This is a genomic window from Acidobacteriota bacterium, from assembly GCA_026393755.1.
Taxonomy (GTDB): Bacteria; Acidobacteriota; Vicinamibacteria; order Vicinamibacterales; family JAKQTR01; genus JBAXOX01.
In genome coordinates this window covers 1-26,627 of sequence record JAPKZO010000005.1, presented here as the reverse complement: position 1 = coordinate 26,627, position 26,627 = coordinate 1, and the positions used below count along the sequence as shown (strand labels likewise).

25 protein-coding genes are annotated in these 26,627 nt (G+C 65.2%); 16 read left to right on the top strand and 9 right to left on the bottom strand.

The window, feature by feature from the left end; all coding sequences use genetic code 11:
- Positions 1-4: 4 nt before the first annotated feature.
- From NTV05_01340 to NTV05_01330, 3 genes are all read right to left on the bottom strand, one after another.
- Positions 5-1,522: a hypothetical protein gene (locus NTV05_01340; GenBank protein ID MCX6543038.1), complete on the bottom strand. Its 1,518-nt coding sequence runs from the start codon at positions 1,520-1,522 to the stop codon at positions 5-7.
- A gap of 61 nt (positions 1,523-1,583) precedes the next feature.
- Positions 1,584-2,081 (bottom strand): DinB family protein, encoded by a 498-nt coding sequence (locus NTV05_01335; protein MCX6543037.1) that lies wholly within the window; start codon positions 2,079-2,081, stop codon positions 1,584-1,586.
- Between the two features lie 68 nt (positions 2,082-2,149).
- Positions 2,150-4,951 (bottom strand): hypothetical protein, encoded by a 2,802-nt coding sequence (locus NTV05_01330; GenBank protein MCX6543036.1) that lies wholly within the window; start codon positions 4,949-4,951, stop codon positions 2,150-2,152.
- 164 nt (positions 4,952-5,115) lie between these two features.
- Here NTV05_01330 and NTV05_01325 point away from each other — a divergent pair, with 164 nt between their 5' ends.
- From NTV05_01325 to NTV05_01305, 5 genes are read left to right on the top strand one after another with little or no spacing between them, the layout of a single operon-like run.
- A complete protein-coding gene (locus NTV05_01325) occupies positions 5,116-6,273 on the top strand; it encodes a 4Fe-4S dicluster domain-containing protein (protein ID MCX6543035.1) in 1,158 nt (385 codons plus the stop codon).
- 10 nt (positions 6,274-6,283) lie between these two features.
- A complete protein-coding gene (locus NTV05_01320) occupies positions 6,284-6,745 on the top strand; it encodes a cyclic nucleotide-binding domain-containing protein (protein ID MCX6543034.1) in 462 nt (153 codons plus the stop codon).
- Complete coding sequence (locus NTV05_01315) at positions 6,729-7,598, top strand: FAD/NAD(P)-binding protein (protein MCX6543033.1); 870 nt, start codon at positions 6,729-6,731, stop codon at positions 7,596-7,598. The genes NTV05_01320 and NTV05_01315 overlap by 17 nt, the downstream gene beginning before the upstream one ends.
- 1 nt (position 7,599) lies before the next feature.
- Positions 7,600-8,379 carry an oxidoreductase gene (locus NTV05_01310; protein MCX6543032.1) on the top strand — a complete coding sequence of 260 codons (780 nt, stop codon included), beginning with the start codon at positions 7,600-7,602 and terminating at the stop codon, positions 8,377-8,379.
- On the top strand, positions 8,369-9,658 hold the full coding sequence (locus NTV05_01305) for a Ni/Fe hydrogenase subunit alpha (protein ID MCX6543031.1): 1,290 nt from the start codon (positions 8,369-8,371) through the stop codon (positions 9,656-9,658). Before NTV05_01310 ends, NTV05_01305 begins: the two co-directional genes overlap by 11 nt.
- A 51-nt stretch (positions 9,659-9,709) precedes the next feature.
- Here the strand turns inward: NTV05_01305 and glgX are convergent, their stop codons facing one another.
- Genes glgX through NTV05_01285 form a run of 4 tightly spaced genes read right to left on the bottom strand, consistent with a single transcriptional unit; the run spans position 9,710 to position 14,028 of the window.
- On the bottom strand, positions 9,710-11,848 hold the full coding sequence (glgX, locus tag NTV05_01300) for a glycogen debranching protein GlgX (GenBank protein ID MCX6543030.1): 2,139 nt from the start codon (positions 11,846-11,848) through the stop codon (positions 9,710-9,712).
- Complete coding sequence (locus NTV05_01295; protein ID MCX6543029.1) at positions 11,845-12,402, bottom strand: LemA family protein; 558 nt, start codon at positions 12,400-12,402, stop codon at positions 11,845-11,847. Before NTV05_01295 ends, glgX begins: the two co-directional genes overlap by 4 nt.
- Positions 12,403-12,458: 56 nt before the next feature.
- Positions 12,459-13,286 carry a TPM domain-containing protein gene (locus NTV05_01290; GenBank protein MCX6543028.1) on the bottom strand — a complete coding sequence of 276 codons (828 nt, stop codon included), beginning with the start codon at positions 13,284-13,286 and terminating at the stop codon, positions 12,459-12,461.
- Between the two features lie 7 nt (positions 13,287-13,293).
- The gene (locus NTV05_01285; protein ID MCX6543027.1) at positions 13,294-14,028 is read right to left on the bottom strand and encodes a hypothetical protein; all 735 of its coding nucleotides are present in this window, start codon (positions 14,026-14,028) and stop codon (positions 13,294-13,296) included.
- A 111-nt stretch (positions 14,029-14,139) separates the two neighbouring features.
- Between NTV05_01285 and NTV05_01280 the strand changes: the two genes are divergently transcribed.
- Both NTV05_01280 and NTV05_01275 read left to right on the top strand, forming a co-directional pair.
- Positions 14,140-15,147 carry a YvcK family protein gene (locus tag NTV05_01280; GenBank protein MCX6543026.1) on the top strand — a complete coding sequence of 336 codons (1,008 nt, stop codon included), beginning with the start codon at positions 14,140-14,142 and terminating at the stop codon, positions 15,145-15,147.
- The gene (locus NTV05_01275; GenBank protein MCX6543025.1) at positions 15,140-16,396 is read left to right on the top strand and encodes an MgtC/SapB family protein; all 1,257 of its coding nucleotides are present in this window, start codon (positions 15,140-15,142) and stop codon (positions 16,394-16,396) included. Before NTV05_01280 ends, NTV05_01275 begins: the two co-directional genes overlap by 8 nt.
- A gap of 198 nt (positions 16,397-16,594) precedes the next feature.
- On the opposite strand, the gene NTV05_01270 is transcribed toward NTV05_01275, so the two are convergent.
- Positions 16,595-16,783, bottom strand: a complete 189-nt coding sequence (locus NTV05_01270; protein ID MCX6543024.1) for a type II toxin-antitoxin system HicA family toxin — start codon at positions 16,781-16,783, stop codon at positions 16,595-16,597.
- Positions 16,780-16,995, bottom strand: a complete 216-nt coding sequence (locus tag NTV05_01265) for a type II toxin-antitoxin system HicB family antitoxin (GenBank protein ID MCX6543023.1) — start codon at positions 16,993-16,995, stop codon at positions 16,780-16,782. Before NTV05_01265 ends, NTV05_01270 begins: the two co-directional genes overlap by 4 nt.
- Before the next feature lie 312 nt (positions 16,996-17,307).
- On the opposite strand from NTV05_01265, the gene cas3 reads away from it, so the two are divergent.
- The 9 genes from cas3 (at position 17,308) to NTV05_01220 (ending at position 26,464) form a co-directional block, all read left to right on the top strand.
- Positions 17,308-19,914, top strand: a complete 2,607-nt coding sequence (gene cas3 / locus NTV05_01260) for a CRISPR-associated helicase Cas3' (protein ID MCX6543022.1) — start codon at positions 17,308-17,310, stop codon at positions 19,912-19,914.
- Positions 19,898-21,445: a type I-E CRISPR-associated protein Cse1/CasA gene (casA, locus tag NTV05_01255; protein ID MCX6543021.1), complete on the top strand. Its 1,548-nt coding sequence runs from the start codon at positions 19,898-19,900 to the stop codon at positions 21,443-21,445. The genes cas3 and casA overlap by 17 nt, the downstream gene beginning before the upstream one ends.
- Complete coding sequence (gene casB, locus NTV05_01250; protein MCX6543020.1) at positions 21,442-21,963, top strand: type I-E CRISPR-associated protein Cse2/CasB; 522 nt, start codon at positions 21,442-21,444, stop codon at positions 21,961-21,963. The genes casA and casB overlap by 4 nt, the downstream gene beginning before the upstream one ends.
- The gene (gene cas6e / locus NTV05_01245; GenBank protein ID MCX6543019.1) at positions 21,960-22,586 is read left to right on the top strand and encodes a type I-E CRISPR-associated protein Cas6/Cse3/CasE; all 627 of its coding nucleotides are present in this window, start codon (positions 21,960-21,962) and stop codon (positions 22,584-22,586) included. Before casB ends, cas6e begins: the two co-directional genes overlap by 4 nt.
- Before the next feature lie 70 nt (positions 22,587-22,656).
- Positions 22,657-23,778, top strand: a complete 1,122-nt coding sequence (gene cas7e, locus NTV05_01240; GenBank protein MCX6543018.1) for a type I-E CRISPR-associated protein Cas7/Cse4/CasC — start codon at positions 22,657-22,659, stop codon at positions 23,776-23,778.
- Complete coding sequence (gene cas5e, locus NTV05_01235; protein MCX6543017.1) at positions 23,771-24,493, top strand: type I-E CRISPR-associated protein Cas5/CasD; 723 nt, start codon at positions 23,771-23,773, stop codon at positions 24,491-24,493. Before cas7e ends, cas5e begins: the two co-directional genes overlap by 8 nt.
- Positions 24,494-24,498: 5 nt before the next feature.
- Entirely contained in the window at positions 24,499-25,341 is an 843-nt protein-coding gene (cas1e, locus tag NTV05_01230; protein ID MCX6543016.1) for a type I-E CRISPR-associated endonuclease Cas1e, read from the top strand.
- A complete protein-coding gene (gene cas2e / locus NTV05_01225; GenBank protein ID MCX6543015.1) occupies positions 25,338-25,667 on the top strand; it encodes a type I-E CRISPR-associated endoribonuclease Cas2e in 330 nt (109 codons plus the stop codon). Before cas1e ends, cas2e begins: the two co-directional genes overlap by 4 nt.
- Complete coding sequence (locus NTV05_01220; GenBank protein MCX6543014.1) at positions 25,661-26,464, top strand: ribonuclease H-like domain-containing protein; 804 nt, start codon at positions 25,661-25,663, stop codon at positions 26,462-26,464. Before cas2e ends, NTV05_01220 begins: the two co-directional genes overlap by 7 nt.
- Positions 26,465-26,627 lie beyond the last annotated feature (163 nt).

Here is a 26,627-nt window from a genome sequence, read left to right as displayed (position 1 = left end):
TCGATCAACGCAACCGATAAATGAGGAACCGCGCGTTGCGGTAGGCGATCGGCAGGTCGAGCGTGTGCTCGCTGACCAGGTAGTCAATCTCGAAGCGTCGAGCCAGATCCCTCGCCGATTGGGGCGTGAGTGCATCAAAGGAACCGAGGGCCCCGGTCCGTTCGGCGACGCGCATCGCCACCCCCCGTGAGTAGATCGCGAGAGCCGCGTCCTTGACCTCTTCCAGATAGACATCGCGTGAGGCCGCCACGCGTACACTGCTCCCGTAGCGCCACGCGTGCCCCGGGTCCGCCAGCACGTGTGTCGCGACCGGCGTCGTCTTCAACCAGTCCATCGCGTCCCGCCAGTCGGTGTGCGGCAGAGACAGTTCGACGACCGGGCGTCCGGGATGTTCAATCCACATCACGTACGCCCCGCGTCCAACCGCCGCGCACACGACGACGGCGGCGACAACCATCGCGCGACGGCTCGTGGACTTCGCGGCGTCGGCTGCCGGCCCGGATCGAGTTCGTGATCCGTCAGCGACGGCCCACGCCATGTAGATCGTGCCCAGCGCGTCCAGCATCCAGAACAGCCTCGAGACCTGCAGTTGCACAGCCAGCGCGATGTCGCGCGCGACCAGCGGGAGCGTGGCGAAGAAGATTCCGACCAGCACCAGCGCGCCGGCGACCAGACCGGTTTCACGCGGGTGAAGCCGCCCGGACGAGCGGCGAACCAGAAAGACGGTGACGACGACCCCCACGTACAGCGCGGCGACGAGCCACATGCTGACGGGCCAGGCGTTGGCGAACAGATAACCCTTGGCGGCGAGCACCGCGAGCCACTCGGCGTCCATCCGTACCAGCCGCTCGGCGAGCGGACCCCATGCCACCGCCCAGACCGTCCCGCCGGCGGCCACGGCAGCCGCCACGGCCAGCCATCTCCGCCATCGCGCGTCGCTGACGTACATCGCCACGCCGATCCAGATCGCAAACCAGACAGCGGTCGTCGGATGCACGACCGCGGTGAGCGCCACGAGGCCGATCGCCACCCACCGCCGGGACCGGAGATACGCGCTGACCGCCGTGATGCCGATGGCGAACGCCAGCATCCTCGGCTGCATGTAACTTTCGAGCGTGTTCACGCCGGTCAGGCCTACGCGATGGCGCAACGTCATCGCCGCGATGAGGGCGACCCGGGCCCAGGGAGACAACCCCAGCTGACGGGCGACGCTGAGGCTGGCGGCCAGAAGCAGTACGAGCGTGAGCACGTAGGCTCCCGCCAATAGCGTCGCCACGGTCATTCCGGTGGTCGACACCGCGAGGGCCGCGATGCGGTTGATGATGGTCAGCCCGTCCTGGGCGTTGAGGACCACGCGATCGCGCGGGAACGACTCGGGAACGAGATGACGTTCGATGGCCGGCAGGTGGAACGCCTGATCGCCTACGCCGAACCGGTAGCCACCGGTGTTGAGCGTGGCCACGAGGCAGAATGCCAGCGCGACCAGACCATCGCGAAGCGGCGCCGACAGCCAGCGCGTCACACGAGCCGTTGACGCCGCGCGCGTCCCGTCAGCGCGTGGGAGGGCGTGCAGATCATCACGATCAGGATTCGTCCGCACTCGGGCCATAGATGCTCGGCACCTTGGAGCCTGTGTGCCGAAGGTAGACGCTCAACTGGCCCCGGTGATGAATCAGGTGACTCATCACCCACGAGCGCCACGCCGCCACGCGCGGCATCGAGAACATCTCCCGGCCGTCCTGCTTGAAGGTCCACGGACTCATCAGGTCCGCGTCGCTCATCCCCGCCAGCAGTCCGCGGATCTTCTTGATGTTGCCGTCGAACACGTCCAGTACGTCGGCCCGGGTCGACAGAGGCCGCGTGACGTGCGGGGCGCCGGACACCATGTTGAACTCCGCCTCCTGGAGGATGGTTTGGCCCCAGGTCGGGATATCGGCCAGGTGTGCCGCCAGACGGCCCAGCGTCATCGACTTCTCGTGGGGCTGGAAGGCGAACCGGTCTTCGGCGACCCGTTCGAGGAGCTTGCGGGTGACGGCCATTTCGTGATCGAACTCCGGGAGCAACCCGTCTCTCATCGCCATGGTGATCTCCTTCCGTCGCGTTTGCGGGGTGAGAATGCGGCTCAGGACCCTGAGTGCCGCCAGGGTTCTTACTCGACAATCCGGACGTAGCAGCCGAGGTGCCGCCGGTCGGTGCTGCCCGGCGTTGAATCAACCGGATAGTAGCCGCGTTCGGCGCTGATGACCAGCCGCACGGTCCCATCGAGTGACGTGGGCTTGATCAGAATCTCCCGTTCCTCGTCTGCCGCCAGTTGTTCAGACCAGACGCGATCCGGCATCTCGATGTGAATCGTGTTCGGTACGACGGTGTGCAGCACGAGTCGCAGGTCTGCGATCAGCAGGCCGGTTCGTGAGACGACCGACACTCTGGCCCGGCCGGCTCCGCGCACCCAGAAGCCGGTCGCGTCGGGATACACGTTATCGTCGTGGAACAGAAACAGCAGGCGGTCGAACGCCGCAGCCGCGCGCACGTGGTCGGCCGCGATCCGATCCAGAAACGGCACGACGCGGTACGGAACGATCCGGAGCGCGGTGACCTGCTTCCCGAGTTTGCCCGAGGTGGCAAAGCTCACCATGCCCATGTCAGCCGGGAGATCGAAGACATCACTCCACTGGCGCGAGTTGGTGCCCTCGATGGCCCACTCCGTCATCGCGCCGCCCCAGGTCCCGGCTCGAAGCGCCAGCCGCCCCGAGAGCGGGCTCTCGTCCGATAGCGACCGACGTCCGATCACCTCGATGCGATACCGTCCCGCGGGCAACGCAAACCGGACGTTGAACTGCGCGTCTTCCTGATCGCCAGCAGCCAGGGCCGCGGGCCTGGCGGACAACTCGAACAGGCTCGGGACCGTTCGCGCGTCGATGACAGAGAGCGGGTCCATCCGCAGGGCCAACGGCCGTGCATGCGGATCGAAACTGTCGAGCATCTCGATATGGCTTCGGTCCCGCGCGTCCGGAGCGGGCTTGAGCCAGGAGCTGATCATGATGGGCATGATGCCGGTGGCCAGCAGGACCGCGAGCAGGAAGCCCGCGTCAGCGCGGAGGAAGGCGGGTCCGCGTCCGATGCGCGAATCGGCCGGCCGCCCGCCTCGCGTCCAGAGCCATCCGACCAGCCCCGTGCCAATCAGCACGGACGCCAGCCAGATCGCGGCCTGCGCCAGGCCGAGCCAGGCCGACTGCCCGATCAGATCCGGTGCGTATGTCGCGAGGTGCCAGTTGGGCGACAACCACTCGATCAGGCGAGAGATGCCATCGTGCCCAAGCGCCATGAGCCCTCCGCCCCGCACGGTCAACGTGGCGACGCTCGCTCCGAGACCCATCAAGAGCAGCAGCCGGTACATAGCCCGGCGTTCCGGGTGCGCTCCGGCACGGCGATACTCCCAGGCCAGCGGCACTGCGGCCACCAGCAACGCGGGCAGCACCAGCTCGCCGGGACGTGACGGCCCTCCTTGCCACGCGCTCAGCACTGCCGCCGATCCGACCAGCGCGCCGAGCAGCAGGCTCACCTCGATCGCGAACATGCGAGCCTGCCCCCGTTGCTGCCACAGGGCCCAGAGTCCGATGATCGCAATGGCGAAAGCCGGCGCATAGCTCATCGCGCCATATTCCTGGTCGACCAGCAGCGCAAACGCATACCGTCCAACCAGAGCAAACCCGGGAAACTGGGCCGCACGTCCAACGTACGCGGGCGACGACCACACGGAACCAGTCGTGGCGACATTGAACGCCAGCCAGCCAGCCACGCTGGCAGCGCAGGGCGCCGCGATCAGGCCGATGCACGCCACCAGCCGCCCTCGACCAGCCGCACGCAGCGCCCGCCAGCAGCGCCACACCCCGACGCCCGCAATGACGCCTGCGGCCGGAAGATATGCGGCATTGAGCCACGGCAGCGCCCCGGCAGCGAGACCGAGCAGAAGCGAGCGCCACAAGCCCAGCGGTGGCCCCGGCGCTGGATCTTCCTGGCTGGTCATCGCCGCGTTCCACAGCGAGAAGGTCCCAACCAGGACGAGGAGCAGCGCCGCTGGAACGTCGGGTGACACGGTGACGCTGCCCACCACCACCGGCACCGACAGCGACGTCGTCGCCCACGCGAACGTCGCGGCGGAGACCGAACCAGTCACTCGCCGGGCCCACACCCAGACCACCGCGGCCGAGAGAGCCGCCAGCAAGCCCAGCAAGAACGCGACACCCGTGTAGCCGGCCACCGAGAAGGCAGGCGCGAGGATCAACGGCAGCCCAATCGGTACGAGCGCGGATCCCCCCGGCGCGGCGCGAGCATCCAGGTCGTTGGCGTAGTACGCCGAGTATGATCGCAGCCGATAGTTGTTCGCGACGTTGAGATCACCATCGGCGACCAGACTCTGTGTGGCGACCAGGTAGTGGGGTTCATCGCCGCCAGGGCGCAATCCGGATGGCGCCATCCCGCGGGAGGCCCCGACCAGCGCGAGCGCGGTCACCGAAAAGACGATGACGAAGGCGCGAAAGGTGGGCAGCGCGTGGAGCGTGGCAACGACCTGGCGCCCGCTGCCCGAGCCGAGAACGGCCCATATCACCTGGGCAAGCACGATGGCCCACACGAGATAGCGGCCCGGGCCCGCGAACACGCGCAGGACAGGCAACCCATCGGCCAGCCACGGCAAGTAGGGGAGCAGCAGCACAGCCAGCCCGTAGAGCGGAACGACGGGATCGGTCGCGTGCCTGCCGGATTCGGCCCGGAGCTCGAACAGTACGCCGAGCAGCACCGCCAGCGAGACGGCTCCAGCCAGTTGTGCGAGCCCCGGCAGCATGGCGATCCTGACGGCACCTGATGGTCCGTCGATCACGTCGAGTACGCCGAGCGAGGTCCACAGCGCCACGCCCGCCGTGGCCCATGCGCCCAATGAACGGAATGTCACGGTGTTCTCTCGCCGAAGCAGCGTCCAATCGGCCTTCAGACCCCCGTCTGGCGTCTTTGAAGCGGGTTGCACGCGCAGGTTGCCAGAATCGCCTCCAGTAATTCTACCCGGGCTGGCGCCGCTGTGCGAGAATCACCGAATGAACGCCTCGCGTCACGTGAGCCATGACTGACGCCACCATCGCGTGCCGGGAGCGGGTGACGCTCGAGCCGGCCGCCGTCCAGCAGATCATCGATACGCTGCGGGCAGCGGGCTATCGGGTTCTCGGTCCCGTCGTCGGCAATGGCGCCATCGCGTATGACGACCTGGCGTCAACAGACCAGTTGCCCGCCGGGAAGACCGACCGGCAGCTGCCTGGATCCTACAAGCTCGTGGCCGGCGAGTCGGACGCGTGGTTCGGGTACGCCTCGAGTCCGGAGAGCTGGAAACGCTATTGCTTCCCCCCGGTCTCGCGGTTGTGGCGGGCGGAGCGGAAGGGGTCGGGTTTCACGCTGGTCGCCGAGACCGACGCGTCCCCGCCGATGGCGTTTCTCGGCGTGCGGGCATGCGACATCGCGGCGATGCGGGTGATGGACCGTGTGCTGCTGCAGGGGCCGCATGCCGATCCGGTGTACCGGCGCCACCGAGAGCGAGCGTTCGTGGTGGCGGTCAATTGCGGCGAACCCGGCGGCACGTGCTTCTGTGCCTCGATGGGAGCCGGTCCTCAGGTCACCAGCGGATTCGACATTGCGCTCACCGAAATCGTCGGCCAGGGCCGTCACTGTTTTGTCGCCGAGTCCGGGAGCGATCGCGGCGCCGCCGTACTCGGCGGCATGGCGCGGCGGCCCGCGACGGTCGAGGAGATCGGAACCGCTGATGCCATCGTGGCCAGGGCCGTCACCCGCATGGGCCGGTCCGTCACCACTCAGGGGTTGGCGGAAAGCCTGGCACGTAGCGCCGAGCACCCGCATTGGGAAGCCGTGGCGCGGCGATGCCTGACCTGCGCCAACTGCACGATGGTCTGTCCCACCTGTTTCTGCGCGACCGTCGGCGACGGGACCGATCTCTCCGGTGCGCACGCGTCACGCGTGCGGATGTGGGATTCCTGTTTCACGCTCGACTTCTCGTTGATTCACGGGGGCAGCGTCCGGCCGTCGCCGTACGCACGATATCGCCAGTGGCTGACGCATAAGTTCAGCACGTGGGTCGATCAGTTCGGCACCTTTGGCTGCGTGGGCTGCGGCCGCTGCCTGACGTGGTGTCCCGTGGGAATCGATGTGACGGAAGAACTGCGGGAGATCGCTGGTGGGAATCCGGCCGAGCCGCCCGCTGCACCTGTGTAAGGAGATGTCGATGCACACACTCGAACCTATCCTCGCGGAGCATCCGTTCCTGAAGGGCCTGCGGCAGGAGCACCTGGCGCTGCTGGTCGGCTGCGCCTCCAACGTGCGGTTCGAGGCGGGCGCGTTCGTGTTCCGCCAGGGCCAGGAGGCCAATCACTTCTTCATTCTCCGCGACGGAAAGGTGGCGGTGGAGGCATTCGCCCCTCAGAAGGGCGCCGTGGCCATCGACACGTACGGAGAGGGTGACGTGCTCGGCTGGTCGTGGCTGCTCCCGCCGTATCGATGGCGGTTCGACGCCCGCGCCGTCGAGCCAACGCGAATGATCTCGCTCGACGCCCGCTGCATGCGGACCAAGTGCGAGAACGACCACGACCTCGGGTACGAACTGATGAAGCGGTTCGCCGGAATCATCGAGCAGCGCCTCGACGCCACCCGCTGGCAACTGCTCGATCTCTATGGCGTGCGTGACTGACGAGGTGCTGGTGATGAACGGAGCGGAACAGAGTCCCATGCTGCCCGATCTCTACAAGGTCCGGCAGGTGCACCGGGAGACCGATGACGCCTTCACGCTCGAACTGGGGCGGGCGGCGGGACACCAGCCGTTCGGTTTCTCGGCCGGGCAGTTCAACATGCTCTACGTCCACGGCATCGGCGAGGTGCCGATCTCAATCAGCGGCGATCCCGGCGGCCAGGCGACGCTCGTGCACACCACTCGCGCGGTCGGGGCGGTGACCCGGGCCATGCGAGCGCTGAGAGCCGGCGACATGCTGGGGGTTCGCGGGCCCTTTGGCGTCGGCTGGCCGGTGGCGCAGGCGGAAGGCCACGACGTGGTCGTCGTCGCGGGCGGGATCGGCCTGGCACCCCTGCGGCCGACCATCTATCACGTGCTCGCCAATCGCGATCGCTACGGCAGGGTCGTCATCCTCTACGGCACCCGAACGCCGGGCGACATCCTGTTCCGCAAGCAGCTCGAAGCCTGGCGCGCGCGACTCGACATCGAGGTCTACGTGACCGTCGATCGCGCCACCGAGGGGTGGAACGGCAACGTCGGCGTCGTCACGAAACTCGTTCCGAAGGCGCCGTTCGACCGGACACGGACGGTGGCGATGATCTGTGGTCCAGAGATCATGATGCGATTCACCGCGCTCGAGCTCGAACGGCGCGGCATCGACGCGGATCACATCTACCTGTCGATGGAACGCAACATGAAGTGCGGCATCGGGTTGTGCGGACACTGCCAGTGCGGCGCCGCCTTCATCTGCAAGGACGGGCCGGTGTTTCGCTACGACGCGATCCGGGAGCTGTTGTCCCGGCGGGAGATCTGATATGGCACGCGGATCCAAACCCAGACTGGCCGTCTGGAAGTTCGCCTCGTGCGACGGCTGCCAGTTGTCGCTGCTCGATTGCGAGGACGAACTGCTCGAGGTGGCCGGCGCCCTGGAGATCGCGAATTTCGCTGAAGTGTCGAGGGCCGTGGCCAAGGGGCCGTACGATCTGTCGCTGGTCGAAGGATCGATTACCACGCCGCACGACGCGGAACGCATCCACAGGATTCGCCGCGCCTCGAAGGTGCTCGTGTCGATTGGCGCGTGCGCGACCGCCGGCGGCATCCAGGCGCTGCGCAACTTCAAGGACGTGAACGACTATGTCTCGATTGTCTACGCCACCCCGGCCTACATCGAGACGCTCAATAAGTCGACCCCCATCCGCGATCACGTCGCTGTGGATTTTGAACTCCGCGGGTGCCCCGTCAGCAAGACCCAGCTGGTGGAAGTGCTGAGCGCGTACCTCAACGGCCGAAAGCCGGACATTCCAAACTACAGCGTGTGCGTCGAGTGCAAACTGAAGGGGAACGTCTGCGGACTCATCGCGTTCGGGCCGACGTGCCTGGGGCCGGTGACGCAGGCCGGCTGCGGCGCGCTCTGCCCGACGTATCATCGCGGCTGCTTCGGGTGTTTCGGTCCGAAGGAGGCGGCCAACACGGCATCACTCGCCGCCGCGTGGCGGGCGCAACAGGTGACCAACGAACAGCTCGTACGGCAGTTCCGCGGCTTCAATGCCTGCGCCGAGGCCTTCCGCAAGGAGAGTGAAGCCAATGAGCGTTAAGACCATCAAGGTCGACATGCTCGCCCGGGTCGAAGGCGAGGGCGGCCTGACGGTGAAGGTGAAGGACGGCAAGGTGACCGACGTCAAGGTCACGATCTTCGAGCCGCCGCGGTTCTTCGAGGCCTTCCTGCGCGGGCGATCGTACGACGAGGTGATCGACATCGTCGCGCGCATTTGCGGCATCTGTCCGGTGGCGTATCAGATGAGCGCGGCGCAGGCGATCGAGGACGCCTTCGGCGTCACCGTGTCGGAGGAGGTGCGGCAGTTGCGCCGGCTGCTGTATTGCGGCGAATGGATCGAGAGTCACGCGCTCCACGTGTTCTTTCTGCATGCGCCGGATTTTCTAGGCTACCAGGACGCGGTCGCGATGGCACGGGACCACCTGCCGGTCGTGCAGCGCGCGCTCCGGATCAAGAAGACCGGCAACGATCTGGTCGCGCTGGTCGGCGGTCGCGAGATCCATCCCGTCAGCGTGCGCGTCGGCGGATTCTACAAGGTGCCGACCAAAGCCGAACTTGCGCCCCTCGCCGAGAAGCTCAAGTGGGCCCGCGATGCTGCGATCGAGGCCGTCATGTTCACGGCCGGCCTGCCGTTCCCCGACTTCGAGCGCGACTACGAGTACGTGGCCCTTCGACACCCACACGACTACCCGATGAACGACGGGCGCCTCGCGTCCAGCAGCGGGCTTGACGTCGCGGTCCGGGAGTATGACCAGCATTTTGAAGAGCAGCACGTCGCCCACTCGACCGCGCTCCATTCCATACGCACTGGACGAGGCCCGTACCTGGTGGGGCCGCTGGCGCGCTACAACCTGAATCACGATCGGCTCTCGCCCATCGCCAACCAGGTTGCCGCCGGGGCTGGCCTCGGGCCCGCCTGTCACAATCCGTTCAAGAGCATCATCGTCAGGGCCGTCGAAATTGTGTACGCGTGCGACGAGGCGCTGCGCATCATCACGTCGTACGAGAAGCCCGCCCAGGCCGTTGCCGATGTCAGGCCCGCGCCTGGTGTCGGCTACGCGTGCACCGAGGCCCCGCGCGGAATCCTCTTCCATCGCTACCGCGTCAATCCGCGAGGGCAGGTGCTGGACGCGAAGATCGTTCCGCCGACATCGCAGAATCTGAAGATGATGGAAGCGGACCTGCGCGAGTTCGTCACGCCGCGCGTCACGACTCCCGTCGAGGCCCTGACGCGGCAGTGCGAGCAGGTCATTCGGAACTTCGACCCCTGCATCTCGTGCGCCACGCATTTTCTGAGACTCAATGTCGAACGCGAGTGACTCCCGGAGTGATTGTGCTCAACACCGCGCCAAGGGGTCGGGGCTAACCCCTCAATCCAGCCTGAGCAGCGCCACAGACTGGGCGCCGAGCGGATAGACGGCGCAATCAGCACCCGCAGGGCCGGCCACAACGGGGATGGCCGGAGGCGCTCCGGCTGTATCGAGCAGGCATGTCCAGCCGCGTCCTGCGGTCGATCCGGGAAGAGTAAAGGGGACGGGCGCCGTGTCGGCATTCAGCAGGATGAGCAGCGTGTCGTCGCGGATCGGCGCGCCCCGGTCGTCGAGCTCCGCGATCGCGTCCCCGACGAGCATCGCGCCGAGCGAACGGGCGTGGGGGGCGTTCCACGTGGCATCGGTCATCTCGCGCCCGGCTGGATCGAACCACAGAATGTCGGCGGCGTCGTGACCGCGGCCGTCGTGTCCGCGAAAGAACGTCCGCCGGTGCAGGGACGGATGACTGATGCGGAGCCGCACCAGATCGCGGACAAACGCCAGCAGGCCGGCCTGTTCGCGGTCCAGGTTCCAGTCGAGCCAGCTGATGTCGTTATCCTGGCAGTAGGCGTTGTTGTTGCCGCGCTGGGTCCGCCCGAACTCGTCGCCCGCGCACAACATCGGCACGCCCTGCGACAGCAGCAGCGTGGCCAGCAGATTGCGCATCTGCCGCGCGCGCAGCGCGAGCACGGCGGCGTCATCGGTCGGCCCTTCCACCCCGTAATTCGCGCTCAGGTTGTTCGGCTCGCCATCGACGTTGCCTTCGCCATTCGCGTCGTTGCGTTTCACCTGATAGCTGACCAGATCACGCAGCGTGAACCCGTCGTGTGACGTCACGAAGTTGATGCTCGCATAGGGACGCCGGCCGCCCTGCGCGTACAAGTCGCTGCTGCCTGCGAGCCGGCTGGCCAGTTCCGGCACTTGATCGCTCTCGCCGCGCCAGAAGCGGCGGACCAGATCGCGGTACCGGCCGTTCCATTCCGTCCAGCCGGCCGGGAAGTTGCCGACCTGGTACCCTCCCTCACCCAGATCCCACGGTTCGGCAATCAGCTTGACCCGCGAGAGCACGGGATCCTGCTGAATGATGTCGAAAAACGACCCGAGCTTGTCGACTTCGAACAGTTCCCTGGCCAGCGCGCTGGCCAGATCGAACCGGAAGCCGTCGACGTGCATGTCGACGACCCAGTACCGAAGGCTGTCCATGATGAGCTGCAGCACGCGCGGGTGGCGCAGATTCAGCGTGTTGCCGCAGCCGGTAAAGTCCTGGTACCGGCGCGGTTGCGCGGGCATCAGCCGGTAATACGACGCATTGTCGACACCGCGCATCGAGAGCGTCGGCCCGGTGTGATCGCCTTCGGCCGTGTGGTTGTAGACGACGTCGAGAATGACCTCGAGGCCGGCTTCGTGCAGCGCCCGCACCATCATCTTGAACTCGCGCACCGCCGCCATCCGGCCCCTGGCCGAGGCGTAGCGGACGTCGGGCGCGAAATAGGCCAGCGAGTTGTACCCCCAGTAGTTGGTGAGGCCGCGGGCGACCAGATGGCGATCGGTCGCGTGAAAATGGACCGGCATCAGCTCCACGGCGGTGACGCCCAGTTCCCGCATGTGCTGCAGCACCGCGTCCGACGACACGCCCAGATACGTTCCCCGCAGCGGCTCGGGCACGCCCGGATGGCGGCAGGTGAATCCCTTCACGTGCAGCTCGTAGAGGATCGTCTTATGCCATGGCGTCTGCGGCCGCCGATCCTCGCCCCACGTAAACGCCGGATCGATGACCGCCGCGAGGGGCGCCACCGCCGCATCGTCGCGCGTGTCGGGCGTCACATCCTGCTGATGCGCGTCACGCCCGAATCCGAAGATCGCGTCGTCCCACAGCAGCTTCCGGCCGATCGCCTTGGCGTACGGGTCGAGCAGGATCTTCGAGGGGTTGAATCGATGGCCGTCCTGCGGCGCATACGGCCCGTGCACACGGTATCCGTACAGCTGTCCAGGCCGGACGTCGGGGAGGTAGCCATGCCAGACGTGATCGGTCCGCTCCGGCAGTCTGACGCGACATGATTCGCGCGCACCGTCGGCCGAGTCGAACAGGCAGAGATCGACTGCTGTCGCGTGTTCCGAAAAGAGGGCGAAGTTGACGCCCAGACCGTCCCATGTCGCGCCAAGCGGATGGGACCGGCCGGGCCACGCACGAAGTGTCATTTTCCGAAATCGACCGTCGGGACCTTCTTCGCCTCTGGGGGTGTCTGGAAGTACGGATATTCCTTGAAGCGGAACATCGCCGCCGTGACGTTCGAGGGGAACGAACGGCGCTTGGTGTTATAGGCCTGCACCTTCTCGTTGTACCGCATCCGCTCGACCGCGATGCGATTCTCGGTGCCGGACAACTCGTCCATCAGCCTGTTGAACGATTCGTTGGCCTTCAACTGCGGGTAGTTCTCCACCACCATCAGCAACCGCGCCAGCGCGGACGACTGCTCGTTGGCGGCGGCGATCTTCGCCTCAGGCGTGGTGGCGCCCGCCAGCTTGGCCCGCGAGGCGGCGACGGCCTCGAACACTTCCTTCTCGTGGCCCGCGTAACCCTTGACGGAATTGACGAGGTTCGGGATCAGGTCGCTGCGCCGCTGCAGCTGATTCTCGACCTGTGACCATTGGCTCTTGATGGCCTCTTCCTGGGTGATGAACGTGTTGTACGAGCATCCCGAGAGCGCCATCGCCGTCAGGACGAGGCAGGTGTTGATGATTAGTCGTCTCATAGTGTCCATCCAGGTGTGGAATGCGTTGATTTTACCCCGGCCGGATCCCCTGCCGGCTACCAGCTCGCCCCGCCGCCGCCCCCGCCGCTGCCTCCGCCGCCAAACCCCCCGAAGCCGCCGCCGCCGAATCCCCCGCCACCGAAACCGCCGCCGCCCCACCCGCTCCAACCGCCGCCGCCCCAGCGATTCGATCGCCGCAGCGAGGACGGAAAAATGAACGACCCCAGTATCCTCGCGCCCGCGAAGAGCAGCACAAGGATGATGACGCCGATCGACGGAAGCCCAGTCGAGCGCGTCGACGGCCTCTGCTGCACGGCTACGGGCCGGCTCACGCCGTCCAGGGAGACCCCTCGCGCATCCGCGATGTGGAGGGCGAAATACTCGACACCCGCGCGCAGGCCCTGGCCATACTCGCCGCGCTTGAAGCTGGGGGTCATGATCTGCCGGCTCACGTCGCCCGCGTACCCGTCAGTGATGATCTCCTCGAGGCCGTAGCCCACCTCGACCCAGACCTGCCGCTCCTTGACCGCGAGCAGCACCAGCAGGCCGTTGTCCTTGTCCTTCTTGCCGATGCCGGCTCCGCGGTTCTCGAACATCTTGACGGCGAGTTCCTTCGCATCAGCGAAGGGCGCCACCGTCTGGACCGTGGCGACAATCAGCGTGTCGCCCGTCGCCGCGAGCAGATCGCGAATGGCGCGATCCATCGCGACTTTGCTCTGCCCGTCGATCACGTTGGCGAAGTCGTTGACCGGAGCCGTGAGCGGCGGGGGCGGCGGTTGGGCGGCGCTGTCGCGAACCGCGCCCGCGCAGACGCCCAGCGTCATCGCGAGCGTCACCAGTCCCGGCGCGAACCAGGGGCATCGTTGTGTCGTGGAGCCGGACATCGTACGCCTACCACGCATCAACGTAGTGCACCAGACGTTCGACCGCCTGAAGGTAGGCCGGATAGAGATCCTGCGCGTCGGTCGCGCTGATGCCCTTGGTTCCGCCAGCCGCGAGGACCTGCCGCACCACACCTGGCGTGAGGCCCACGGTGGCCTCGAGGTGGCCGGCGAACCCCGCGGCGTCCGGGATGTCGACGCCCTCGAGACGGGCCATGCTCACCAGCAGCAGCCGGAACGGGCGCGCCGATGCCTGGATGATGGCCGCAAGCGCCCGAGGCTCTGCCCCAGCCTGGATGTAGCCCTCCCGCAGGTGCAGCAGGTGGCTGCGCGCCTGAACCTCGCAGGCCTGGCGGATGTCGGCCGGCGCGACGCTCAGGCCAGCCAGCACATCAGTGCCGGCGACGACCGTGTGATGGGCGAGGATCTCGCCGAGTTCCAGCGGAAACGCATCGAGGGACCGCGTGAGTTCGGACCCGGGCATCAGGAGAGGCGTGGCCAGTCCACGGCGGTGCCACGACCTGGCGAGGTGAGCGCACGCGCGCAGGTCTTTCGCGTCAATCGACTCGACCACGACCAGTGTGTGGATGTGATCGTCGGCCTGTCCGGCCGCTGCGCCCGTCAGTCGGTCGGCCTCGCCGTTGCCGCCGTACATCGACACGCATTGGAGCCGCTTGCCGAAGATGGAGCCGAGTTCGTGGAGCAGCCGGGCGACCGGTTCGGGAATGGTTTCTGGGTCTGCCATGCGCTCTATTCTACCGGTCTGGCCGCCGCCCCACACGCGGCCTCTTTTCAGGTATACGAGAAAAGACCGCGCCGGGGTTCCAGATGCCGGAAGGACTGGTAGAATCCCCGCATGCGTCTTCGGATGATCAAGGTCGGCTGCTTCGGCGGGGGAACGGGGCTGCCGAGCGTGCTGGGCGGTCTCAAACGGAATCCCTGGATCGACCTCCATGCCATCGTCACGATGTTCGACAGCGGCGGAAGTTCGGGGCAATTGCGGGATGAACTGGGAGTGTTGCCTCCGGGCGACATCCTGAAGTGTGCCCTGACGCTCGCCCGTAACGAACGCGAAGCGCGGCGGGTACTGCTGTCGCGGCTGCCGACGCTCGAGGACTCGCGGCTGGCCGGGCACACCGGCGGCAACCTGCTGCTGTCGATGATGGAGCGCTACAGCGGAGATTTCATGGCCGCCGTCGAAGGCCTGCGATCGCTGCTTGGCTGCCGGGGCCGCGTGTGGCCGGTCAGCATCGACAAGGCGTCGCTCTGCGCGCGGTATGCGGATGGCCACGTGACGAAGGGCGAGAATCAGATTGACGCGCGTCAAACCGAGGGCCACGTCATCGAGGACATCTGGCTCGAGCCCGAGGTCAGCATACACGGACAGGTGGCCGCGGCCGTGCAGGACCTGGACGCGGTCGTGATCGGTCCGGGCAGTTTTTATACGAGTCTCCTGCCGGTGCTCGCGGTGCGGGGCATGGCCGAAGCGCTGGCACAGGTGCCCGGCCCGATTGTGCTCGTGGCCAACCTGCTGACCGAAGGGCGCGGCATGGACGGATTTACGGCGGCCGACGAAGTGAGCCGGATCGAGGGGTTCATCAGGCGGCGCGTCGATGCGGTCGTGTTCAACGACGGGCGGCCGTCGGCCGACGTCCTTGCGCGCTACGATGCAGAACACAAGCGGCCTCTTGATCTCGGATCATTGCCAGACCACTGCCGGCTCATCAGTGGGGCGTTCTGGCGACGTGACATCGCCCGCCACGATCGGCCGCGGCTGGCTCACGCGTTGTGGGCCGTGCTGGCCAACGCGCTGTGGACCGTCGGCGGCGGGGCCGAAGACGAGGCCGCGACTACCCATGGATGAGACCACCCTTCGCGACCTTGGATTGCTGCTGGCGACACTTGGCGGTGCGGCCGTCGGCGTCGAGCGCGAGCGTTCGGGCCGTATCAAGGGTCAGGAGAATCACTTCGCCGGGGTGCGGACCTTCACGCTGCTCGGCGGGCTGGGCGGCGGCGCGGGCTGGCTGTACGCGGCGGGTCTCCCGTGGGTCGGGATCGTGCTGCTGGCGAGCGGAGCGATGGTGGCGCTGCTTGCGTACGCGGCCGGATCGCGCGAGCACGACATCGACGGCACTACCGAGGTGGCCGCACTGGTGACCTTGATGGCGGGCGTGTTTGCCGGCGCCGGGCACGCTCGCCTGGCCGGCGCGATCATCGCGGTCACTGTGCTGATTCTCGCCGAAAAGTCGCGTGTGCACGACTTCGTGGATCGCATGGACGAGATGGCGATGCGCGCCGCTATCCGGTTCACCGTGATGGCCGTCGTGATCCTGCCGATGCTGCCCCAAGGCCCGTACGGTCCGCTCGGCGGATTCCGGCCGCGCGAGCTGTGGCTGCTGGTGCTGTTCTTCTCGGGCCTCAGCTTTATCGGCTACATGGCGCGCATGTTCGTGGGCGCGCGGCAGGGGTACCTGATTGCGGGCCTGCTTGGTGGCATCGTGTCGTCGACCAGCGTGACCCTGACATTTTCGCGGGCGAGCCGGACAGAGGACCGGAAGGTCGGTGCGCCGCTTGGCTACGGCGCGATCGGCGCGTGTACCGTCATGTTCGTCAAGATCGTAGCGGTCACGGCTGTGTTGTCGAGCACATTGATGTTCACGCTGCTGCCGTATATCGCCGCGCCGTTTCTGGTTGGTGTCGCGGGTGTGGCGATCGGCTGGCGGCGGCCGCAAGAAGAACGCCGCGAAATTCAGACACAGCAAAACCCATTGCAGTTCTCGTCCGCGCTGCAGATGGCGGTCCTCTTCCAGGTCGTCATGTTTGTCGTGCACGCGGTTCGCGCGGCGTGGGGCGATTTGGGCGTGATTGTGTCTGGCGCGACGCTCGGCCTGGTCGACGTTGACGCGCTGCTGCTCTCGATGGCGAGGACCGCGTCGACCTCCGGGGTCGCCTCGACATCGGCGCTCGCTGTGGCTGTCGGGGCCCTCTCGAACACGCTCCTCAAGTTGGGTTTCGCGCTCACCATTGCGCGTCCGCCGTTCCGCCGCGTGGTGGGCATCGGACTCGGCGCCATGGCGCTGGCCGCGCTTGGATCGATCCTGCTCATCAGGTAGTCGCGCGCCGGCCCGGCGTACCTCTCTTGCTTGTCGGTGGGGCGTGCACGGGCGGGTCGACAGCCGACCGGATTCTCTACCGTGACGCGCTGGCAAGTCGAGCGGGCTCTGACCGGCCGTCGACCGACGAGCGAACCGTCTGGCGCTTGTTGTACCGGTTCACGCCGCGTCCGTCACGTGCTCAGCAGGCGGCGTCGATCACCCGATGACGGGAACCCCGAGCCCACGGCAGATCTTACGTAAGAGCGTATGTGGAATCTCCGTGTGGCGAGGCACCGCTTCAACGGCGCCAGTTGTGGGATTGTGCCACAAAGAGTGGGATGCGCCTTCGCGCTTCAGCACACACCCATGCTTACGCAGGTGCTGAAGCACGGCGGTGCGTTTCACGCAACGGTCACCGTGTCACGCTCGGCGTCGGGAGGGACTCCGCGCAGGCCGTCCTCGAGACGATCCTGGAGAATCAGGGAGATCGCCCCAGCGAGGCTCTCTCGAGCCTCGTCTTTGGTGCTGCCCTGGCCATTCGCGCCGGGAATTTCCGGACAGTACGCCAGGTACCAGTCCCCCTCCCGCTCGAAAATCGCCGTGAACTGATGGGCCATAATGGTCGCAGTATACCATCCAGCTGGCGTCGCCCGCACCGTCTGGCGAGGCCCGGCTTCTATCGCGTTCGTGGAGCATGGTCTTAGGCGCGAAACCGCGTTCGGTCAGGGTTCTGTCTGTTGTTCTGTCTGTTGTCTTGACTCGAAGTGGGACGAGGTTCACTATGGGCCGCAGGTTACCGAAAGACTCTTGGGCTTGCTCGATTCCCCCAGTCTGACGCCCGTGCATGCGCAGAGCCGCTTCGCTCGATGCGCCGGCGACAAACCGAGCGTCCCTCCCTGCTGAAGGAAGTGCAGTAAGACGGGAGAAGCATGTCTCCGCTCCCCAGATCGGTCCGGCCGCCGATGCCGCCCGCGGCTGTCAGGCATGAGGACTGCTGGGCCAAGACCACGGCGAGCGGCCAACCTGGCATTTCGGTCGCACAGCACTGCCGCACGGCCGGCATCGTAGCCGAACAACTGGCGCGACAGTGGCCGACTTGGCTGGCAGAAACCCTTTGTATTCGGTCGGGAGTCGTCCTCGCCGCGACTCATGATGTCGGTAAGGTCTCGCCGGGCTTTCAAGCTAAGTGCAGTGCGTGGTTGCAGCGCCATGGTCTGACTGGTACGACCTGGCTCGGTCAAGAGGCAGACCACGCGAAGGTCAGCCAGAAGGTGCTGCAGGACATTCTGTCGGCCGACAACCTTCGCTTCTGGGCCGCCATCGTCGGCGCACACCATGGCCGTCTCAAGGATGACCACCTTTCAACTCTCGCTGATGGTGGCGAGGCTTGGACTGCGGAGCGGCGTCGCCTTGTTGGCGAACTGGTCCAGGAGTTCGGGCAACTCCCGGACCAACCCCCGCCGTCGCATGACAGCGCCATGCTCTGGTTCAACGCCGGCCTGATCACCGTCGCCGACTGGCTGGCGTCTGACGAGCGCACCTTTCCCCCATCCGAAGCGTTGGACACGCTGGGCATCCGCCAACGCGCCGAGGCGCAACTCTCCCAAATTGGGTTCCGGCCCGTCTCCTGTGCGCCCGGCAGGGCCTTCGGTGACCTCTTCCCATTCCCGGAGCCGAACGCTCTGCAGGCACGACTTGCTGAGTCGGTTCACAGTCCCGGCGTCTATGTTGTCGAGGCGCCGATGGGCAGCGGCAAGACCGAAGCCGCCCTCATCGCCGCTTACAACTTGTTGACGAGCGGCCAGGCGACCGGCATTTACTTCGCCTTGCCAACCCAAGTCACGAGCAATCGCATCCACATACGCGTTGCGGAGTTCATCGACAGGTTATCCCCAGGTGCCGGCACGCGCCTGATTCACGGCGGTTCTTGGCTCATGGAGAAGACGGACGAGCCTTTGGCCGTCTCCAGCAACGACGAGACCAGTGATCACGCCGGACGTGATTGGTTCGCGTCGTCGCGGCGCGCGCTGTTGGCCCCCTTCGGCGTGGGCACCATAGACCAGGCGCTGCTGGGCGTGGTTGCGGCCAAGCACTTCTTCGTTCGCCAGTTCGCTCTGGCGGGCAAAGTCGTGATTCTCGACGAAGTGCATTCCTACGATCTCTACACAGGCACACTCTTGGAATTGCTGGTTGCGCGACTGCGCGACTTGGGTGCCACCGTCATCATCCTCTCCGCCACCCTCACCGCCGCCCGTCGTCAGGACCTACTGGGTCTGAAGGAAGACGCCGATCTCGCTCTTGCGGCGGACTACCCGCTCCTGTCCGTCAACGGCCCTGATGGATTCCTGCAACAGCCGGTAACGCCCGATGAGCCGAAGATCATTCGAATCCGCTTCAATCCCGCGTTCGCACTTGTCGATGCCGTTCTGGAGCGGGCCGATCGAGGTGAATGTGTTCTCTGGATCCGCAATACGGTCCAGGACGCTCAGGAGACCTATCGGAATCTCTGTGGTCAGAATCAGGTCGGCGGTCCGGAGATCGCCCTGTTGCATGCGCGCTTTCCGCAGTTCCGTCGGGCGCAACTCGAGAACGACTGGCTGGAACGCCTTGGCAAAGACGAGAACCACTCCAAGCGGCCGAGCAACGGTTGCGTTCTGGTTTCGACTCAGGTTGCCGAACAGAGCGTAGACATCGACGCCGATCTACTGGTCAGCGACCTCGCGCCTACCGACATGCTTCTGCAGCGTATCGGGCGTCTCTGGCGTCATCCACGCCCACGCCCAGCCGGTTGTGTGCCCGAAGTATGGATTGCCGCAACGGCACTCGACATGGACGGATTCAACACCGCCACCGCCCGAGAGATCAAGGCTGCCTTCGGACGGTCAGCAAAGGTGTACTCGCCTTATGTCTTGTTGCGCACGTTTGCGTTGTGGCACGGGCGCACGACGCTCGTCCTGCCGGCCGACATTCGTCCGCTCTTGGAGGCGACCTACGCTGACCATACTGGGGAACCGCCCGCCTGGGGCGCGCTGAGCGAAGAACTGAGAAAGCGCAAGAAGGAACTCTGCACTGCCGCGTTCGCCAATAGCAGTCCCTGGCAGGTGGAAATGGAAGATGACGAGGGTATCCAAACACGCTGGAATTCTTATCCCACCGTCCCTGTACTGCCGATGACCCACGTTCGCAGCTGGGACGCGAAGACCGGTGCTCAGTTCGAATTGTTGAACGGCGACCAATGCCAACTCCGACCGCACGAATTCTCCGTGGCGGCAGCTCGATCCATCCACCGCAATCTCGTTAGGGTCCCGCGCTGGTTTGTCGCAAAGCACTTAGGTTCGATCCCAACCTGGCTGGGTCAGTACGTCGCCAGTGAGGCGTTACCGTGCAGGTTGGTTGAAGGAAGGCTCGTGGTGTTGAGAAGCGGCGATGATTCCGGACTGACCTATCGAGACGACCTGGGCGTCGTCATTCCAACACGGACGGTGCAATCGAGCGCCCGACCTGCCGGGGAGGATGACAGTGAATCTTACGACTGACACGTGGATTCCGATCATCTGGAACGACGGCATTCCAGACAGGGTCAGCCTGTTGGACGCCTTTCTCCAGGGCGACAAGATCCGCGACCTCAGCGTGCGCCCGCACGAGCGAATCGCCCTTATGCGGCTCCTGATCTGTATCTCCCAGGCCGCGCTAGATGGTCCCATGGACCGGTACGACTGGCAGACTTGCCGCGACCGGCTGCCGCGTGCGGGTGCCGACTACTTGGCGAGCTGGACGCACGCTTTTGAACTCTTCGGCGAGGGGCAGAGGTTTCTGCAGTTTGCAAACGTCGTCCGTGCGAGGGAATCGAGGGATGGGGACGGCGATGGGAATTCGCCCAGCAAACTCGACTTCTCTCTTGCCACCGGCAACAACTCCACGTTATTCGACAACGCCGGAGGATCCGCTCGTGTCTTTCGTCCTGACGCACAGGCGCTGATGCTCCTCGTGTTCCAGACTTTCTCGCCGGGCGGCCTGATTGGTGACGTTAAGTGGGACGGCGTCTCGATGGGACGATCCAGTCACCACGCTCCTGCTGTTGTCAAGTCCATGCTGCATGCATACCTCACGAGATCGTCCCTTGCCGACACATTGCATGCCAACCTCTTGACCAAGGACCGCATAGCCCTGCTCGACAGACCGTGGGGGAGGCCGGTTTGGGAAGATATGCCCGCTGGGCCGTCATCGTCCGGTGCCGTGGCCAATGCCACAAACTCCTATCTGGGTCGGCTCGTGCCCGTCAGCCGGAGTATCAGGCTGTCAAGAGATGGGCAAGACTTGGTCTTGGGAGAAGGCGTTCGCTATGACCCGGACTGGCGGGAGGTTGCCGCGACGGTAGTCGTCCGAGACCGCGACGGAAACCCTGAACGGACTGTTCTCAGCGCCTCGCTCGTGAAGAGCGTGTGGCGGGAAGCCCACTCAGTCGCCGTGCTGGCGACCGCGTCGAACAAAATGCTGGGCGGTCCATTGGCGCTGGCCTCGTTGGGAGACCACCAGGCCGCGGACGTGTGGTGTGGGGCTCTTGCGGCCAATAAGTCCAAGTTGCTCGACACCGTGGAATCGCTTCTACACATTCCAGCCGCCATGTTCGCTGACGCTGGACAGCAACTGTACGCGCGGGGCGTGCAGCAGGCGGATTGGTGGGCCAGCAGGCTCAACCATGCCGTGTCTGCCTTCCACCGTGAATGTAATGATGATCTCGACCAGGCTGAGTTCAGGAAGCGTGGGAATCTCGTCAAGCGAAAAGCGGCCTCCCATTACTGGACGGCAGTCGAGCAGCGGGTGTCGTCGCTGTTGGCCCTGGTCGAGGACCCTGCCGCACTCTATTCCGAATCGTCAGCCAAGGCGAACTGGACCAATACCAACTGGGGCAAGGCGCTGGCTGGTAACGCGGTCGGCGCGTTCCAGATAGCCTGCTCGCACGAAACTCCCCGACAGTTGAAGGCCTATTCGCTCGGGATGAGCGCCCTCTTCAAACCTGTTGAAACAACCGAGTCAGCGTCTGTCGCCGAGGAGACTGAAGCATGAGCACGAAACCGCGACCGCCACTACCAGTTGCCGTCAGGTTCCTCTCGTACCTGCAGCGTTACCGCAAGGACCGGGGCGCGATGGCCAATCTGAGGGGGGCGCTCAGCGATACGCGCCGGCCCAACGCTTGGCCGTTGCTAGCAGGGTTTCCCGACGCCATCGGGTCGTCGGCCTTCGAGACAGTCGCCGCGCTCTGGGCGAGCGGATCGGAACTCTCGGCCGATGGCGGCGATCTCGGCGACACGATGGTTGTACTCATGAAGGGAAACAACTCGTTCGAAGGGCGCTTCAAGCGACTCCTGACGTGCGACCGCGACGAGATCGCCGCCTACGTCGCCCCGGTGATTCGAACCGCGCAAGCCAGGGGCCTGCGGGTCAATTACACGCAACTGCTGTCGGACCTCCTCTGTTGGGGCGACGACGTCAAGGTCCGGTGGGCGAGGTCGTTCTGGGGGAACACAGAAGCTGGTCGTGATATCGATCCGAAGTTGCTGGATGTCGAGGAGTTGCCGGCATGATCTACCTCACCCAAGCCCTGCTCGACTTCGACGCCGCCGCTCGTGGAAGGATCTGCGACGTCTATGATTGGCACCAACTCGTCTGGAACGCCTTTCCCGGCCGTGACGGCCAGCCGCGAGACTTTCTAACGCGTCTTGACCGCTTCGAGCGCGACCGTCAGTTCCGCCTGCTGATCGTTTCCCCACGAGGGCCGGTCCGCCCAGACCTGGGGCCGAACGCAGCGGAATCGTGGCAGACACGGGAGATCAAACCGGCGTTCTTTTCCCATGGCACGTACCGCTTTCAGCTCCGGGCGAATCCCACAAAACGCGACAACGTGACCCGTAAACGCCTGCCCCTACGCACGACGGTCGAACAGACCGCCTGGTTCCACCGCAAAGCCGCACACTCGGGCTTTGCCATCGACGACGAATTGCTGCGCCTGTTTCCCGAGGGACGCGAGTGGTTCCGGATTGAGAAGCGCGGGCAGTCCGGCTTCCACCACGCCGTTGAGTTCGAGGGCGTACTTACGGTTACCGACGAGAACGATTTTCAGGCGGCGTTCAGCAAGGGGATCGGTTCTGCCAAGAGTTTCGGCTTTGGCCTGCTGTCGCTGGTCCCCGTGCGCGGGTCGGCACCGTGAGCAAACGACGCAAGTTCGCCTGTGGCATCTCGGACCAAGTTCACTCATCTGCGGACGAAGGGGAATCCCAATGAAGCTCATCGAACTGCACATCCTCCAGTCGTTTCCGGTCTCCTGCCTCAATCGTGATGACGTCGGCGCACCGAAGACAGCCGTCTTTGGCGGCTGCACACGTGCCCGCATCTCCAGTCAGTGCCTCAAGCGGGCGATTCGCGAGATGGCGCATGACGAGGCCCCGACGCTGTTTGCCGCCAACCGGAGCCGCCTGATCATCGAACCGTTGCGAGACGCGATCAAAGCGCACGGCGTGGACGAGATCAAGGCGTTGGACGCGGCCAAGGCGGTCGGCGAGTATCTGGCCACGTTTGACGCAGAAAAGGAGAAGGTTGGCAAGCTACAGGTCAAGACGCTGATGTTTCTTTCGCCCGCTGAAATCGGGGAGATTGCGAAGAGCGTTGCCGCCGCGATAAAGGCGGAACCGGCACCAGCATCGGACGGCAAAAAGGGCAAGAAGAGTGACGCGGCCAGCTCAGGGAAGGCACTGGAGAAAGCGTGCCGGGACGCTTGCAAGTCCGTCCAGCTCAAGGACGCGGCCGATGTTGCGATCTTTGGGCGTATGGTGGCCAGCGACCATTCGCTCACCGTTGAAGGTGCCGGCATGTTCAGTCATGCGTTGTCCACGCACAAGGCCAACACAGACATGGATTTCTTCGCCGCCGTGGACGACCTGCAATCGACCGACGAGGCTGGCGCCGGGATGACGGGCACGCTGGAGTTCACCTCCGCCTGCTACTACCGGTACGCTGCGCTGAACCTCGACCTGCTGTTCGACAGTGATCATCTGGCATCGATTGGGCCGGCGGAACGCAGGCGGGTGGTGGAAGCCTTCGTTCGAGCCACGCTGCTGGCCGTGCCGGGAGCACGCAAGAACTCGATGAACGCCAACACGCTGCCGGCCTACGTCCTGGGCATTGTCAAGGAGCAGGGGCAACCGATCCAACTCGTGAATGCCTTCGAGAAGCCGGCCAAGCCGACGAATGCGAATGATGGACTCGTCGCTGCATCCATCAGCCTTATGCAAGAGCATCACGAGGACCTCAAGAAGACATGGAGCATCGAGACGGCCATCGAGGTCGCCATCCCGGACAAGCCGCTGGCCGCGTTCTGCAAGGAGATCCTGGAACATGTCTGAGCAGGTCTACCTTGCTTTGATGCTCGACGCTCCGCTCATGAGTTGGGGATTCGCCAGCCGCTTCCAGCGGCGTTCCACCGCCCTGCACCCCACACGCAGCGGCATCCTCGGCATGATCTGCGCGGCCTTGGGTGTTTCCAAGGGGTCCCGCGCCGAGGAGGACTGGCTGGCGCGGTTGGAGCCGACGAGCCTGACGGTATTCGCCATCCCGAGGCGCCCCGAGGGCTGTGTGCGGCCGCTCGAAATCCGGCGACTAGAGGATTACCACACCACAGGCGGCGGCTACGACAAGAAGACCCACGCGTTGTGGATTCCTCGGAAGGCGAGTGGTGGTCCATCCGACAACGCCACATTGAGTAGCCGTCAGTATCTGCTGGACGCCAGGTTCGGCGTAATCTTGTCTGGCCTGCGATCCACCCTGGAACCGGTGGGGGAGGCATTGTGCAATCCACGCTGGGGCATCTGGTTCGGTCGCAAGAGCTGCCTTCCTGCCGCGCCGGTGTTGCGCGGCGGCGGCGTAGTGGTGACGTCCGACCAAGCGTTGGTCGCGTTGGGATTGGCCGACAGGAATCTGGCAGAGTTTGCACGCGTTGATGAGGCCGCGTCCTTCGCCGATGGCACCGACACACTGATGGACGCGCCGGTGAACTTCCTCACCCGCGAGTTCAAGCCGCGCCGGATTCGACAACAGGTACCCGAGTTGTCGGAGGGCTGATCTCCATGCCCATCTTCGAACGTCCGCCGCTCGAAACACTCATGCCCGCGCGCGAACGGTGGACGCCTATCTATCTCGAACACGGCCGGATCGAGGTCGACGACTCGAGCGTCAAGTGGATTGGGGCCGACCGCACCGTGTTTCGTCTGCCGGTAGCGAGCCTGAGTGTGCTCATGCTTGGTCCTGGCACCACGGTGACGCACGCCGCCATGAAGGCTTGCGCCGAAAGCAATACCCTCGTCTGCTGGGTCGGCGCGGAGGGGCTGCACTTCTACGCCGCCGGCGTTACTCCGACCCACGACAACGAACGCGCCCGGCGCCAAGCTGAGCTCGCCTGTGTGCCCAGCAAACGCGACGCCGTTGCGCGGCGTATGTTCGCGTTGCGCTTCGGGCCTGATGTGCCGGTGGACCGCGCGGCGGTCAAGGAACTGCGCGGCATGGAGGGGCGACGCGTCAAAGCACTGTACGCCGAACTTGGCACGAAGTATGGGGTCACCTGGAAGGGTCGCAACTACACCCCTGACAACTGGGATCTAGCTGACGGCATCAACCGGGCCGTGTCGGCCGCCAACGCTGCGCTTTACTCGCTCACCACGGCGGTCGTCTGTTCGCTCGGCTACCTGCCAGCTCTGGGTTTCATTCACACGGCCTCGATGCGAGCTTTCGTGCTCGACATCGCCGACATCTACAAGCCGGAGACGTCCTTGGTGGCTGCTTTCGAGACGTTCGGTCTCAATCCCCAGGCGACGGAAGACGATGCGATCGCCCGGCTCAAGTTCCACATCGAGGATCGGCGAATGCTGGCTCGTATGCCGAGCGACATCGAGAAGTTGCTAGAGGGATCATGACCGTCATCGTCGCCAACGACACGCCGCCTGCCATTCGAGGTCTTCTGAAGCGCTGGTTCATCGAACCACGTCCGAACGCGTTTGTCGGCAGCGTCAATGCCCGCACACGCGAAAAGACGCTGGCGTATATCCGGCGCAACGCGCCGGGACTGGGAATGCTGGTCATCGCTGCTGAACGCTCGTCTCAAGGGTTCAGCGTCGAGTGCTTCGGGGAGACGCCCCGTCGGCCGGTGCGCCTCTGTGGCCTCCAGGTGCTCGCGGAGGCTTGGGACGACTCTGAGGAGCCCTCGGGAGAGACGCCCTCAGGGGAGACGGCGCAGTGCTGACGTGTAGCCTCTGCTGTTTCAGGGGCATCTCTACTGGGGCCGAGCGCAAGCTCTGGCGCGCGGGGTGTCTGGGATGGGACTGTCTACCATGGGCCGGTCAAGTCCTCTCGCCGCGAAAGGCAGCGGATCTGGCCGCGCAACTGCCAGTCCTGCGCGCCGCGCTGGATGGCGGCGTTGCCGACGTCTTCCTCCAGCGGCTACCGGTCGGGCATCGTCTGCGCGTCTGGCCGGACTTCGCCAGTGGGACGACGTTCCTAGACGTCGAGACAACCGGCTTGGCGCTGCGCGACGAACTAACGGTAATTGGCGCGTACCGCGACGGGTGCCTGCGGACATTCGTGCGCGGCCGCAATCTTGAGGACTTTCTGCGGATCTGGCGGCAGACGAGCGTGCTTGTCAGTTTCAATGGCGCGCGCTTCGACTGGCCTATCCTGGCGCGGGCGTTCGGCTTGACATCACTGCCGCCACACATCGACCTGCTTGTTGAGGCGCGGGCGTTCGGCTACGCCGGAGGGTTGAAGGCGATCGAACGCGCGATTGGTATTCGCCGCTCATCAGACGAGACGGGCGATGGCGAACGGGCCGTCCATTTGTGGCGGCAATTCGAGGACGAGGGCAACGAAGCCAGCCTCAGGCACTTGCTGCGCTATAACTCGCAGGATGTCCGGTCGTTGGTGGTTCTCGCCCGCGAGCTTCTACGCCGGTCTATGGATTCCTATCCGGGCCCGAGGCCGGCTGTGCCTCCCTTGTCACTTCCTGGAGGCAAATGGGACGAGGGCACGCTGTTGACTCCTTGACAACTGGAGACACACAAGAGATGGTGTAGCGCTCCAGGAGCGACCGCAGAATGTTGGTGTTTTCCCCACGCGCGTGGGGATGGTCCCACGATGGGTGGGAGCCGTACGAATCCGACACGGTTTTCCCCACGCGCGTGGGGATGGTCCGTGAGAATCCGTCTCG